Raw genomic sequence first — 14,213 nt, 5'->3', positions numbered from 1 at the left:
ACATACTTCCTTTATTAACTTTCTATTAGATTAATTGTAACATTTAAAGAACCTATTTTGTGTGTAACTGCCTCTTGGTAATTCCTTAATCCTTGGTTTAGGGTTACTGACATATTATTCATCTTCTTTCTATCGTATTATTTATTAAATTATAACCTGAAATTAAAAGTAATTAAATAATTGAGGAGTAAAAATATAAAAAATCTCCAATAAAGGAGATTAAATATATTATTCATGTAGTTTGTTATATAGGTGGATTGCTTTTTCTTGATTATCCTTATCACAATCAAAGAATAAATCACCATTATCATCCTCATAGGCATTATATACATAAAGTAGGCCTATTTCAAAGAATGTTTTACTTACAGGTTCTTCTAATTTAAAACCTTGTTCTTTATTAAAATATACAGTTACATATTCATCTTCTACTTCAATATCATCTATATAATCTGGATTAATAATATAGTGATATCTTTTTGTAAATTCATCAATGGTTTTACCATCTACTGCAATTCTATTTGTAAGTTCTTCTGGTAGTTGCCCTATATAATCTTCAATGTCTTTCATGGTGTATTCAGATTCCTTAAGTACACCTACAGTAACATTAACCTTATATGCCTTATCATCAAAGAATATGCCAAATTCATTTTTAATTGTAATTTCTCCATTAAATCTCTTTAATTTATAATTATCTATATGACCTAAAGTAATCGTTCTTAGCATAAAGAAATCATCCATTTGGATAAAGTCTTTACATACTTTACCAAATTGGTTTAAATCCTCTTCATCATAAATCATATAACGATTTAAGTCATATTCATCATTTAATTCTTCTACCATAAATTCAAAGAAATTTAATGTATCACTATCTAAGAAGCCTCTTCCTTTATCCTCGCTATAATTAATAGAAAGCAATAAACAAAAATCTACCAATACATTTAAATCAAAATCTAATCTTTTTACACTCTCATAATAAAACTGAAAATAGGATTTAAACATATTCTCTACTTTTTCCATTAAGTCATCATCACTTGTTAAAAGTATATCATATGTATCTAAATATTCCTTTTCACTACATGGTTCTATATTAAAGGATGTTAAGAAATCCCTAAATACATCATATTCATGGTCATCAATAATATTAATAAATCTAATCGTAAGAATATTTATCATTTGATATACCTTTGGCATAGTAATGAATTCTTTTTCTATAAATCTATTGAAATATGAAATAAACTTATCTGTATTATATTTTAATAATAAGCCTAATTTCTCATCACTTTTTTTATTGTATTTTTCAAATAAATCCCTTGCATTCATAGCATTCATCTTCTTTCCACCATGTATTTATTTAATTATAACCTTAAATAGAAAGCAATAAAAGATTATGAGGATGAATTATGGCTTAAAATTGAAATAATAAATCATTAAAACAATTCTTGACTTATATTTCATGAAATCCATTAATGATATACTTTAGTGACTCATTAGAATTGTAAATAATATTAAAAAAGAAACATAGAAATCGTTCTATATTCCTTAGTTAATACAAGTGTAATGTAAAACCAAAGAAAAAAGGTATAAAAAAATTTCCTTTTCCTATACCTTAATACAATTGTTATTTTTCTAATATTTCAATAATCATTTTTTCTAAAACGTCAATTGGTAACATTTTAGAATTATAATTCTTTATATCATCAATATATTTGTGATTAAGTATTATTTCTCCTCTATCATTTATAAAATTGTATTTTTGCCCTTTGTACTCAAATGAACAAACAATATTGCCAAAAATCTTAGGATACTATTCAATCTCATAATTAGATATACCATATTCTTGAAAAATATTAGTTAATCGTTGTTGGATATTGTTCATATTATTACCTAAAACATTACTGTTTATATGATCTTAATCTCATAATTTTCAGCAATCAATTTTTTAACATCTTTTTTTGTTAAATAAACAACTAAACTTTTTGCACCATCATTAATATATAATTTTGGAATAACTAGAGATGGCTCAATAATAGATATATAAAACTTAACATATTTGAGACTAAAATTATAAAAATGCTTATTACTATAAAATATACTTCCTTCAGCAAATCTAACACAGTATTTAGTTTTTCGTAACAATATTCGTGTTAGAAATCCAATAACTATCACTATAATACCGCTTCCCGCTAAAACTAGTGCATGAAAATTAAATGACTTATCAATTGAAAGCGTTAAAACAAAATAAATGGAAGGAACAATAAATAATATACATCCAATCATATTAAAAGTTCCTTTTATAATAGAATCAAACCTATAACGTTTCATTATTTACCCCTCAATTAATGCTTTCAAAACAGCTAAAGATATTTTAAATCCTACAGTAAACATATTTTCAATAAGTATTCTATATAATAAATCACCTTTTTGTGAAAGTAATCTAGTAAACACTGTATTATGAACTCCAGCATAACCTCCAAGTGCTCCCCCGAGAACAGATAAAGCACCACTTACTGCATTCATACCGCCCTCTAAGAACATATTACAAACACTATACGATTCACTTCTACTAATTAGTGCACGTGTAGTATATCCTGCCATACCAGTTGCAAAAGCAAATCCACTTCCGATGCCAACCGCACTACCCATAGATAGTGATAGACCGGTCGAAGAAAATAAACTAGCTGTAGTTCCTCCCAGAGCAGCCGCACCTACTCCAGCTCCAAGAACAGTTGCGACACCAATACCAAAGCCTGTAACAAAACCTCCTAGAGTACGGCCAAGATAATCAGTCCAATCGCCATTAAAGAAAATCCCATCTTCTTTATAATCTTTATATATCGCAGTGCCTAAACCTATTCCTGCACCAATACCACCAGCAATAAGACCACCAATTAAAAGTGCAGTAGCTGTAATTGCAAACGTTCCGTCTCCGTCCACATACATCACTGGATCATTACCACAATATGCATATAGGTTTAATCCAATAATACTAGATGAATCTAGGTATTCTATAGAATCTGGTGTAATAAATCTTAATAATACAGGATTATAGAATCTAGATTTTAAATAATATAATTCTAAATCTGTATCATAATAATAGCCTTTATATCTAAAATTAGAAATTACTGTTCCTGTTTGATTTATGATGTTACCAAAGGCATCATAATCAAATTTAGATACTAATACACCACTTTTACTTAAAATACCTATAATATTACCTAATACATCTCTTATATAGAAGTATACAGTATTATTTTCTTTATATCCATATAATTGATTATTATTGTCATAGAAATAACTAATTACATCATTACCTTTAACTTCCTTTACTAGTCTTCTATTATCATAATAATAATTTGTAGTAGTTGTAGTATTATTTTCTACAACTTCTTTTTTTATGATTAAGCCTTCTAAATCATGGGTGAAATTAATAGTCTTATTATTTTTAGTAGCTGTTACTAATCTCTTACCCTGATAGAAGTAAGTATAACCATTAAATGTTTTCATTAAGAATGGATGAGTAGTATCATATGTGATTGAATTATTATTATATGATACTAATCTAGATATATTATCATAGATATATGTATTTGTTCCATAAGATAATATATTACCATTATTATCATAAGTTAATGATTTATTATCATCTGATGATAAATATCCCAATGCATTATATGAATAACTATGATTACCAAATGTTGAATCTGTAATTGATGTTACTCTTCCTAAGGAATCTAGACTATAATTTCTTTCATGATAAACATTAAAAATCTTTATAGTTTCCTTATTTACTTGTAAGGATGTATAGGTATTATCACTACTTCTATTCTTATAAGAATAAGTATGTCTTAATATTCCTATGGAATTATTAAATATTCTTTTTTGTTCCATTCTTCCAAAGGAATCATAATAATAGTTCTTATGATATTCTTCTAAAGTAGAAATAGAAGATGGAATTGATGTTACATATTCCTTTTTATATGCTACATCCATAATCATTCCCATTAAGGCATTATTACCATTACTATCTGTTCCTAAATATACTTTAGTATTTGTAAATGAAGTCGAAAGCGGTAAAGAGCGTGTAAATGTACTATTGTTGTAAAATACGGTTATACTTCTTGTATTATTATTTACTACCTCATTATAGGATAATCCCATTGTAAAAGAACCTAGACTTTGGATATACCCTGTATCAAACGTATAATAATCATACTTTAATATAATATGCTTATTCTGATTTCTATAAATAGAGATACTTAAACCAAATTCATTTTTAATTGTTAAAAAATACTGAGTATCCTTATCTTCAAGTATAACGCCCTTAAAGAATACTGTTCCGTTATTTCGAAAATTAAAATCATATACGAGCTTATTACCATAAGCTAAATAACAATATCTTTCATAATAGTCAGTATAAATAAAATTCTTAGCTGCGTCATACATTAAATCTTGATTTACATCAAATCGAACAGGCATAATTCCATTTATAGATTTTAAATTATTCTCTAGTGGAATCAAATCATAATCCATATTTAAATCCATATATGTATTTGTAGATACATATGGTTTACTTTGGAAGTTTTCAAATCTGCGATTATAAATATAATTCTTTGTATATAAATAATAAGAATAAATATATCCTTCATCTACGTCATCTTTACCAAGCATTAAATTGGATATTCCTCCCTGGAAAACCTCAGTTTTTACACCTTCATAGTATTTATATCCAATATGATAAGTAACTGGTGTAGTTATAGGAGCACTAAGAGGACCTTCTATTATTTCATCATTTAATTCAAATAAAAGCTTTCTTTCATTTCCATCATCATAATACTCTAATCCGAAATAATACCAAGAATTGCTTATAACTGTTTTATTCATCCATACGTTTATATTATCCTCTGGATGACTATTATATTCTATTATTAAATGTAGACGATCCATTAAGTCAAGAAATACTCCGATATATACATTATTTTGATTTATAGTCAGTAAATGTGAAAAACTTGATTCTTCTTGCTTAAACCAGAATCCTATCATTATCTTATCACTTGATGTATATGATAACGTATCCGTTGGCATTATTTAAGGAATATAATTATCTTCAAATCTTTCAAATGTAAAAGTGTAATTAGGTAGTTTTAAATCATTTTTATATTTAAGCTTATAGTTTTCTCTATATTCTCCTACATATCCTTCTTTTTCAAATTGATGTAAGATAGCTTCTTTTGACGTATTAAAAGATTTTTGAATAGAATTATAAGAATGATATTCCTTGTGATTTCCTAAAGTATATAAGATATCTCCTACTAAAGAATCTGAATAATCATATCTTGCATTTAAGTCTCTTATATTCTTTTCTTCTAACTTATCTTCATCATCATAAATATATTCTTCTAATGTATTATTATATAAATCTTTGATTTCTTCTATTCTATCCTTTGTATCATATTCAATAGAATAAATAGTAGAATTATTATATTTTATAGAAGTTAGCTTATCTACATCATATATAAATGAAAATCCATAAGAGGAAGATGCTATTCTTCCATAAGAATCATAAGAATAAGAACCTATTGTTTCATTATTAATAGATATACTATCCAAATTATCTTTTATATCATAAATAAAACTATATGTGTTTCCATTTGAAATGGATACACTTGAAATCATATTCTTTGTATTATATCCATAAGTAATTGTTTTATTTGTTTTAGTTATAGATAATATATTTAATAAAGAATCATAGGTATATGTAGTTTCTTTTAATAATGAATCTTTTTTCTTATGTAAGAAATGATTTGTATCATATATACATTCTTCTTTTATTTTATTAGAATTATTACCTAGTAATTCTTTTGTTAATAATTGATTTGATGGTGTATATGTATTATTTATATCTAATAAATATGGTTTTTCTTCTTTTATGATGTTATTTCTACCATCATATCTATAATTGGTAGATGGTAGATTTGTACCTATACTACTTTCTACCAAATTATTATCATAACTCATATCTCTTTTTAGATATTTAGAATCATAATTTGTTAAATTAGAATCTGTATATGTATAGGTTTTTACTCCTGTATTCTTTATTACAGAAAGGCTACCAACTATAGCTTCTACATTTTTTAAATAAAAAGCTAGTGTCACATATGTAAAGGTTTCATCTGCCACAACCTCTATTGATATCATTTGATATCCTTCATTATAATTTAAATCAATACTTCTTGCATGAAGCTTTCCTCCTAAAGATAAGGCTGCATTAAATTTATTCTCATATCCACCATTTAATACCTTTGTATAAAATATAAACTGTATTGTATCTAAGTACTTACCATTTAGAGGAAATGTGTACATTTCATAACCATCAATTCCTTCAAGTTTATACTTATTAGTTATAAAATCATAATTTGAATCTGTTTCTGTGTAAGAATATCTACTTATATCGTTAGACTCTGTAAATCCACTCAAATCTACTTGTAATAAATTAGGTTTTGGATAAAGATAAGGATATCTATTTTCTTCTTTAATTCTTTTTGTTATATAATCATAACATTTTTCATTTATATATCCTAAAGAATCTAAATAAATGTCGGTAAGCCATTACTGAAATAGTATTTGATTGTTTTACCAAAGATATCTGTAATTGTTGCTATAGTATCACTATAGGATAATGAAGTAATATTTGTTGGATAATATGAATCACAAAAAGATATTACTTGATTATCATTATTAAGTGTATAAGTATAACTATAATTCATTATTTCATCTTTTACTACTAAAGAGTTTGTTGATTCTGTAATAGTATAGTATTCTATAGTGGTTTCTATATTATTATCTACTACTTTAGTTTCTACACCAGATAGTTTATTATTTGTATATGAAAGATATGTCTTATATTTTATTACATTATTTTTATAATAGATTAAATTTGTTATATAAGACCCATTATAAGAAAAGTATATTTCATCTCCACATACATTATCTATTTTCATTGGAATATTTGAAGATGATTGAATATTGATAGTCATACCATTCTTATAAAGAATTCTATATGGAAGGCTATAATTACATTCTAAATATTCTATTTTATTTCCATATTTATCGATTAATGTATATAAATCTCTTCCAGGGTATGTATAGGATATATAAGAATCTGTTTCTAAATTCATATTATTATATCCAGAATAATGATCTATCATTCCATCTGGATTATGAATATAAAAATCATTCCCATTCTTATATAGTGTTGGGAAGTAATTTAATTTAGTTCCCCAAAATACTCCACCACTACTTCTTAATTGATAATTATAGATAAGAATTGGTGACATAATATGTACACCAATAGTATTCAATGTGGGTATTTGTATTAGAATATTTGAAGCAGATGGACATAAGTTAATTGTGACATTTAAAGAACCTATTTTGTGTGTAACTGCCTCTTGGTAATTCCTTAATCCTTGGTTTAGGGTTACTGACATATTATTCATCTTCTTTCTATCGTATTATTTATTAAATTATAACCTGAAATTAAAAGTAATTAAATAATATGATAATAAAAAAGTAATAAATGAATAAAAGCCCGTAAATACGGGCAATTAAACTGTAAATTGTGTAGAGGATACTAGTCCCATAATTCCTGATGTAACTAAATAGGCTAGTGCTAAGGCTATTAATATTTGGCCAATACGTATTGCAACTACTTGGCCTTGCTTAAATAGCTTTTCAAAGTTTGTATGTAAAATGACAAAATAGGAAATTACAAATGAAAATAAATATACACATGTAAAAATTAAATTATATACGTTTATTGCAAATATCATGTTTACCTCCAAAAAAATGCCATAAAAATGGCATTTCTTTTTTTATAATTGGCCTGCTCCACTCTTTTTTATATTTTCGTGAAGCTCTTTTTCCATTTGTGTGAAATCTGTAGATTCTTGTCTATTCTTTTCAAGTCTTTCCTTACGAATCTTTTCAAGATTTTCTTTTGCTGCTTCTGCAGTTCTACCAATAATCGCCTCTTGTACTAATACAACAGCCTCATTATTGTTAAATTCAAAGATTCCACTTTGGATTACTACATAAAATTCATCCTTACCCTTAACAAGCTTTACATAACCTGTATCCATAACAGATACAACGGGAACGTGATCCTTTAATACAGCGTATTCTCCATCCGTATCACTATGTACCACTACATAGTCTACTTCTTCGTTATATAATACGCCTTGATGTGTGGAAACAACAATTCTCATTATTTTGTTAATTCCTTAGCCTTCTTGATGGCATCATCAATTGTACCAACCATACGGAATGCTTCTTCTGGTAAGTCATCATGTAATCCGTCTAGGATTTCCTTAAAGCCTCTTACGGTTTCAGATACTGGTACATATACACCTGGAATACCAGTAAACTGTCCACCAATAAATGTGTTTTGGGATAAGAATAGCTTAATTCTTCTTGCTCTTGCTACTACAAGCTTATCTTCATCAGATAATTCATCCATACCTAAGATGGCAATAATATCTAATAATTCATTATAACGCTGAATAATCTGCTGAACTCTTCTTGCAACCTGATAATGCTCCTCACCAACGATAGATGGTTGTAATGCTCTAGATGTAGATGCAAGTGGATCTACAGCTGGGTAGATACCTTCCTCAGCAAGCTTACGGTTTAGATTTGTAGTTGCATCTAGGTGTGTAAATGTTGTAGCTGGAGCTGGGTCTGTATAGTCATCTGCAGGTACATATACTGCTTGAATGGATGTAATAGAACCATTCTTTGTAGAAGTGATACGCTCCTGTAGCTTACCCATTTCTGTAGCTAGTGTAGGCTGGTAACCTACAGCACTTGGTACTCTACCAAGTAAGGCAGAAACTTCTGAACCTGCCTGAGTGAAACGGAAGATATTATCGATGAATAATAATACATCCTGATGTGCTTCATCTCTAAAATGCTCAGCCATTGTTAAACCAGTTAAAGCAACTCTCATACGAGCTCCTGGTGGTTCGTTCATCTGACCAAAGACCATGGCAGTCTTTGAAATAACTCCTGACTCTGTCATTTCATGATATAAATCATTACCTTCACGTGTACGCTCACCAACACCGGCGAATACAGAAATACCACCATGCTCCTGAGCTACATTATGAATTAATTCCTGAATTAATACAGTTTTACCTACACCGGCACCACCGAATAGACCAATCTTACCACCCTTAATATATGGTGCTAAAAGGTCAATAACCTTAATACCAGTTTCAAATATTTCAACATTGCTTGCTAATTCCTCAAGCTTTGGTGCCTCTCTATGAATTGGCATACGAGGTACAGTAGAATCAATTTCACCCTTGCGGTCGATTGGCTCACCAAGTACATTGAATACTCTTCCTAGTGTAGCCTCACCTACTGGAGTTTTAATTGGAGCGCCTGTTGCGAAAACCTCCATTCCACGAGTTAAACCATCCGTAGAATCCATGGCGATACATCTTACCTTATTATTGCCAATATGTAGAGCGACCTCAATCGTTAAATGAATTCCAATGCCGTTGTTCTTTTCCTTTGGAACATTAATTGTTAATGCTTCATTAATTGCTGGTAATTTTCCAGCTTCAAATAAAACATCAACAACGGGTCCCTTAACCTCAACGATATGTCCAAACATTACTCGTCGCCTCCTATCGCATTTGCACCACCAATAATGTCGATTAGCTCATTTGTAACGACACTCTGGCGGGCTCTATTATATAGTAACTGAAGCTTTGCAATGATTTCATCCGCATTGTCTGTGGCATTTTTCATAGAATTCATTCTAGCAGAATGCTCTGCTGTTTTCGCATCTAGAATAATACCATAAACCATATCCTCAATATACATTGGCAAAATCAAATCCAATGTCTTTTCGATTCCGGTTTCATATACAAAGTCAATTTTATTTGTTGCCTCATCAAAGCTCTTAATTGGTAAAAGCTCTTGGAAGGTAACTTCTTGTGTTAAGCTATTCACATAATGGTTATATATGATAACTAGCTTATCAATTTCTTCATTTAAATATGCCTCTACAAACTTTTTTGCAAGTGGGGCAATATCTACAAAGGCTACATCATCTCTTACATAAGTTGGAGCATCCTCAAGTAAAGGATATCCCATTTTCTTTAAATAGAAATGACCCTTTTTACCAATAGCTGCAGTAATATATTCATCCTTAGATTTGTGGGATTCATTGATCTTTTCAGTTAATGCCTTTTCTATAGAAGAATTATATGCTCCCGCAAGACCACGGTCGGATGTAATAATTAAATAGGCTGTTTTACTAACCTCTCTTTTAGAAAGTAGTGGATGCTGATAATCCTCACCAGCCTTTTCCACAATCAAAGAAACCATATCTGAAATTCTTTTCATAAAATCCTTATAGGACTTATATGTTTTTTCAGCTCTTTTTACCTTAGACTGTGAAACAGTATACATTGCTTTTGTAATTTGAGCTGTACTCTTTGTAGAATTAATTCTTGTTTTAACCTGACGTAGGGAGTTTGCCATAGACTCACCCCTTACATGAATTTCTTATTAAATTCAGTTAAATATTGATCCATCTTAGCCTGATCAGGTAAGCTCTTCGTTAATCTTAATGTTTCAGCTAAAGCCTTACCTTCTTTAGATGTTTTCATATCTAAATATAAGGATTCCTCATATTTAGCTAAGGATTCTACAGGAATGGAATCCAAGAAGCCATGAGTTAATGCATATAAAATCATTGCCTCTTCTTCCATGTCTAATGTCTTATGTAAATCCTGCTTTAATACCTCTTGAGTTCTCTTACCTCTATCTAGCTTAGCCTTTGTTACTGCATCAAGATCAGAACCAAACTGAGTGAAGGATTCAAGCTCATGATAGGATGCTAAATCTAGTCTTAGTGTACCAGATACCTTCTTTACTGCCTTAGTCTGGGCAGCACCACCAACTCTTGATACAGATAAACCAGCATTAATTGCAGGACGAATTCCTTTATAGAAATAATCACTCTGTAAGAAAATCTGACCATCTGTAATAGAAATTACATTTGTTGGAATATATGCAGAAATATCACCAGCCTGAGTCTCAATGATAGGAAGTGCTGTAATAGAGCCTCCACCTAATTCATCATTAAGCTTAGCCGCACGCTCAAGTAATCTGGAATGTAGATAGAATACATCTCCTGGGAAGGCTTCTCTTCCTGGTGGTCTATGTAATAATAATGACATTTCACGATATGCTACCGCATGCTTAGATAAGTCATCATAAATGATTAATACATCCTTGCCCTGGAACATAAAATATTCTGCTAATGTAACACCAGAATATGGTGCTAAATAAAGCATTGGGGCAGGATTGGATGCAGATGCAGAAACAATAATAGAATATTTCATTGCATCATTATCCTTTAAAGTTTCATATACATTAGAAACTGTAGATTCCTTTTGACCAATTGCTACATAAATACAAATCACATCTTGATCCTTCTGATTTAAAATTGTATCTACCGCAATAGAAGTTTTACCAGTTTGACGGTCACCGATAATAAGCTCTCTTTGTCCTCTTCCAATAGGAACTAGGGCATCCAAAACCTTAATACCAGTTTGTAATGGCTGATTAACACTTTGTCTATCCATTACACCTGTTGCCTTTTGTTCAATTGGACGTCTTCCATTTTCTTTAATTACACCTAAACCATCAATTGGCTGTCCAAGTGGATTAATAACACGTCCAATGAAATCCTCACCAACAGGGATTTCAAGAATTCTACCAGTAGACTTAACTAAGTCTCCTTCTTTAACCTTGTCACATTCACCAAGTAGGATTACACCTACACAGTTCTCTTCAAGGTTTTGAACCATACCATATACGTCATTTGGGAAAACTAAAAGCTCAGAGGCCATAGCCTTGTCTAGTCCGTGAACTAAGGCAATACCATCACCAACCTGTACAACATGTCCTACATTTTCTGTTGTAATATCTTCCTTATAAGCTTTAATTTGTTCTTTAATAAGTCCAGATATTTCAGATAAATTAATATTTGCCATGTTTCCCTCCTATAAAGATTCTCTAATCCTATCTAGGGTACCCTTTACAGATGCATCTAAGGATTTTTCATCTGTAATAATTTGTACTCCTCCGATAAGATTTGGATTAATTTTATTTTCAATTTCAATTGTTTTTCCAGGATATTTTATAGATAAAGACTTCTTTAAATCTTGAAGCTGTGCTTTTTTTAATTCATTTGCAGAAATAATCTTTACTCTTAATACATTATTATCCTGTAATACTAAGGTTTCATATTCCTTAGCTATCACTCTTATACGATCAAAACGATTATGATCAATTAAAACATATAAGAAATGAATAAATACTAAATCTAATGAATGATAAACCTTATCAATAATCTTCTTCTTTTCATCTTTATTGACAAAAGGAGAAGACATAATTTCTAAAAAGTTAGGCTCTAATGTTTCACATACTGCATTAAAGCATTCTGTAAACACAGATACCTTATTATTTTCCTTTGCTAAATCAAAGACTGCCTTCGCATACTCAAATTCAACCACCCTTAGCAGCCTCCTTTAAGAATATCCTCAACAACATCTAAATACTTATCCTGATCGATTTCTCTTTGAACAATCTTCTCAGCAGCCTTAAAGGCAATATCGACAATTTCTTTTTTGATGTCATGCTCCATATTCTTCTTTTCTTGTTCTAGCTCAATCTCAAGATTTTCCATACGGCGCTTTGCCTCTTCCTTAGCGGAATTAACAATTTCCTCTCTCTTAAGATTAGCTTCCTTTTCTGCTTGGTCTAGCATTGCTTTTACATCAAGCTTAGCCTTATCAAGCTCAGCCTTTAAATTCTCTTCAACTAAAACTGCATTCTCTTTAGCAATTTTAGCTTCCTCTAATTCCTTATCAATTGCGGCTCTTCTAGTCTCAATGATATTTGTAATAGGCTTCCAAAACAAGAAACGGACAGCAATAAATAAAATAAAGGTGGCACAAAGCTGTACGATTAGGTCTGTAAAATCTCCAGGAAGTGCTTTTAGCAATTCCTCAGGGTTTGATATAAGAGCTATAGGACCTAAGCCTTCTGTAATTGCAGCTTTAATTGCTTTAACAGCACTATCAATACTTAAAAACATATTGTTTTGCCATAGCTACAATGTAGCTTCCTTTCTTTTTATTTTTTGTCTTATGCAGCGAATACAATTAGAATTGCGATAATTAAACCGTATAGACCAGTTGTTTCAGAAACAGCCTGACCAATTAACATTGTTGTACGGATATTACCTGCCATTTCAGGCTGACGTGCCATTGCATCTACAGCGTGTGCAGCAACATTACCTTCACCAATAGCTGCAGCGAAACCTGTAAATACAGCTAAACCAGCACCGATATATCTTAAACCATCACCTACGCTCATTTCAGCTAGGAATGTTAAAACAGTATTAAAAATAGTCATGAAATTCATAATTTTTTTCTCCTTTTAAATTATTTTGAATATATTTTTTCTTCATCTTTAATCTTCATAGAAGTAAAGATAACAGACAGAATGACAAATACTGCAACCTGAATAATCGAGAATGCAATATCGAACAATAAATTGATAAATGGCATTGGTATTACAGCCCAGCCTCCAAACATTTGCTTAATCAATATGGAAATAGCTGTACCAGAAATGACATTACCAAATAGACGTAATGCTAAGGATATTGGTAGAGTAAACTCTGAAACAATATTCATAGGAAGCATTACAGGATTCGGATCTAAGAATCCTTTAAAATATCCTAAAACTCCATTCGATACAATACCTGTAGCTTGAATTACAAAGAATGTACATAACGCAAGCGCAAAGGTAATGATTACATAAGAGGTTGGATTATCTAATAAGTATACCGCGGATATGTTCGCAAAGAATATATAGATAACCAAGGTTAAAAACCAAGGGGAATAGGATTTCCATCTTTTTCCGATATTCTCTTTTACAAATCCATTCAATAGATCAACAATCCATAAAAATGGTACCAACCACAAAGGTGTTTTTTTCAAAGGATCCACTTTCTTTAATATAAAGAATAATATTAGAAAGAAAATGATTAATGCACCAATGATAATTAAGGATGCCTGTACAGGCCCCTTCATATCCTGCCAATAGGTACCAAGTGAACTCCAATTCAAGAT

The 14,213-nt window shown here is 30.0% G+C and carries 14 protein-coding genes; all 14 read right to left on the bottom strand.

All coding sequences use genetic code 11. The features are described 5' to 3' along the window. Positions 1 to 228 precede the first annotated feature (228 nt). The 14 genes from EI71_RS03960 to EI71_RS03895 all read right to left on the bottom strand — a co-directional run bounded on the left by EI71_RS03960 (position 229) and on the right by EI71_RS03895 (position 14,210). Positions 229 to 1,329: a hypothetical protein gene (locus tag EI71_RS03960; RefSeq protein ID WP_119015957.1), complete on the bottom strand. Its 1,101-nt coding sequence runs from the start codon at positions 1,327 to 1,329 to the stop codon at positions 229 to 231. Between the two features lie 570 nt (positions 1,330 to 1,899). Continuing rightward, complete coding sequence (locus EI71_RS03955) at positions 1,900 to 2,322, bottom strand: hypothetical protein (RefSeq protein ID WP_119015956.1); 423 nt, start codon at positions 2,320 to 2,322, stop codon at positions 1,900 to 1,902. 3 nt (positions 2,323 to 2,325) lie between these two features. Then, positions 2,326 to 5,082, bottom strand: a complete 2,757-nt coding sequence (locus EI71_RS03950; RefSeq protein WP_119015955.1) for an RHS repeat domain-containing protein — start codon at positions 5,080 to 5,082, stop codon at positions 2,326 to 2,328. 3 nt (positions 5,083 to 5,085) lie between these two features. Continuing rightward, complete coding sequence (locus EI71_RS03945; RefSeq protein ID WP_119015954.1) at positions 5,086 to 6,474, bottom strand: hypothetical protein; 1,389 nt, start codon at positions 6,472 to 6,474, stop codon at positions 5,086 to 5,088. A 110-nt stretch (positions 6,475 to 6,584) separates the two neighbouring features. Beyond that, a complete protein-coding gene (locus EI71_RS03940; RefSeq protein ID WP_211321024.1) occupies positions 6,585 to 7,493 on the bottom strand; it encodes a hypothetical protein in 909 nt (302 codons plus the stop codon). A 108-nt stretch (positions 7,494 to 7,601) separates the two neighbouring features. Next, the gene (locus EI71_RS03935; RefSeq protein WP_119015952.1) at positions 7,602 to 7,826 is read right to left on the bottom strand and encodes a DUF1146 family protein; all 225 of its coding nucleotides are present in this window, start codon (positions 7,824 to 7,826) and stop codon (positions 7,602 to 7,604) included. A 42-nt stretch (positions 7,827 to 7,868) separates the two neighbouring features. Next, positions 7,869 to 8,261 carry a F0F1 ATP synthase subunit delta/epsilon gene (locus EI71_RS03930; protein ID WP_119015951.1) on the bottom strand — a complete coding sequence of 131 codons (393 nt, stop codon included), beginning with the start codon at positions 8,259 to 8,261 and terminating at the stop codon, positions 7,869 to 7,871. Next, positions 8,261 to 9,673, bottom strand: a complete 1,413-nt coding sequence (atpD, locus tag EI71_RS03925) for a F0F1 ATP synthase subunit beta (RefSeq protein WP_119015950.1) — start codon at positions 9,671 to 9,673, stop codon at positions 8,261 to 8,263. Before atpD ends, EI71_RS03930 begins: the two co-directional genes overlap by 1 nt. Beyond that, positions 9,673 to 10,548 (bottom strand): ATP synthase F1 subunit gamma, encoded by an 876-nt coding sequence (atpG, locus tag EI71_RS03920; protein WP_119015949.1) that lies wholly within the window; start codon positions 10,546 to 10,548, stop codon positions 9,673 to 9,675. The genes atpD and atpG overlap by 1 nt, the downstream gene beginning before the upstream one ends. Before the next feature lie 11 nt (positions 10,549 to 10,559). Next, positions 10,560 to 12,068 carry a F0F1 ATP synthase subunit alpha gene (gene atpA / locus EI71_RS03915; protein ID WP_119015948.1) on the bottom strand — a complete coding sequence of 503 codons (1,509 nt, stop codon included), beginning with the start codon at positions 12,066 to 12,068 and terminating at the stop codon, positions 10,560 to 10,562. 9 nt (positions 12,069 to 12,077) lie between these two features. Then, positions 12,078 to 12,590, bottom strand: coding sequence for an ATP synthase F1 subunit delta (gene atpH / locus EI71_RS03910; protein WP_162849743.1), 513 nt, complete (start codon positions 12,588 to 12,590; stop codon positions 12,078 to 12,080). A gap of 2 nt (positions 12,591 to 12,592) precedes the next feature. Continuing rightward, entirely contained in the window at positions 12,593 to 13,174 is a 582-nt protein-coding gene (atpF, locus tag EI71_RS03905; protein WP_119015946.1) for a F0F1 ATP synthase subunit B, read from the bottom strand. 50 nt (positions 13,175 to 13,224) lie between these two features. Further along, entirely contained in the window at positions 13,225 to 13,503 is a 279-nt protein-coding gene (gene atpE, locus EI71_RS03900) for an ATP synthase F0 subunit C (protein WP_245951353.1), read from the bottom strand. Positions 13,504 to 13,523: 20 nt separating this feature from the next. Beyond that, positions 13,524 to 14,210 carry a F0F1 ATP synthase subunit A gene (locus EI71_RS03895; protein ID WP_119015945.1) on the bottom strand — a complete coding sequence of 229 codons (687 nt, stop codon included), beginning with the start codon at positions 14,208 to 14,210 and terminating at the stop codon, positions 13,524 to 13,526. Between the last annotated feature and the right edge of the window lie 3 nt (positions 14,211 to 14,213).

It is taken from the genome of Anaeroplasma bactoclasticum, from assembly GCF_003550015.1.
Lineage (GTDB): Bacteria > Bacillota_I > Bacilli_A > Acholeplasmatales > Anaeroplasmataceae > Anaeroplasma > Anaeroplasma bactoclasticum.
Note: the sequence above shows the minus strand (reverse complement) of the source record. Positions and strands in the feature narration are given on the sequence as shown.

Bases quoted from the DNA above. Each gene is read 5' to 3' on its own strand.
- EI71_RS03960 (WP_119015957.1), bottom strand. From the start codon at position 1,329: ATGAATGCTATGAATGCAAGGGATTTATTTGAAAAATACAATAAAAAA.
- EI71_RS03955 (WP_119015956.1), bottom strand. From the start codon at position 2,322: ATGAAACGTTATAGGTTTGATTCTATTATAAAAGGAACTTTTAATATG.
- EI71_RS03950 (WP_119015955.1), bottom strand. From the start codon at position 5,082: ATGCCAACGGATACGTTATCATATACATCAAGTGATAAGATAATGATA.
- EI71_RS03940 (WP_211321024.1), bottom strand. From the start codon at position 7,493: ATGAATAATATGTCAGTAACCCTAAACCAAGGATTAAGGAATTACCAA.
- EI71_RS03935 (WP_119015952.1), bottom strand. From the start codon at position 7,826: ATGATATTTGCAATAAACGTATATAATTTAATTTTTACATGTGTATAT.
- EI71_RS03930 (WP_119015951.1), bottom strand. From the start codon at position 8,261: ATGAGAATTGTTGTTTCCACACATCAAGGCGTATTATATAACGAAGAA.
- atpD (WP_119015950.1), bottom strand. From the start codon at position 9,673: ATGTTTGGACATATCGTTGAGGTTAAGGGACCCGTTGTTGATGTTTTA.
- atpG (WP_119015949.1), bottom strand. From the start codon at position 10,548: ATGGCAAACTCCCTACGTCAGGTTAAAACAAGAATTAATTCTACAAAG.
- atpA (WP_119015948.1), bottom strand. From the start codon at position 12,068: ATGGCAAATATTAATTTATCTGAAATATCTGGACTTATTAAAGAACAA.
- atpF (WP_119015946.1), bottom strand. From the start codon at position 13,174: ATGTTTTTAAGTATTGATAGTGCTGTTAAAGCAATTAAAGCTGCAATT.
- atpE (WP_245951353.1), bottom strand. From the start codon at position 13,503: ATGAATTTCATGACTATTTTTAATACTGTTTTAACATTCCTAGCTGAA.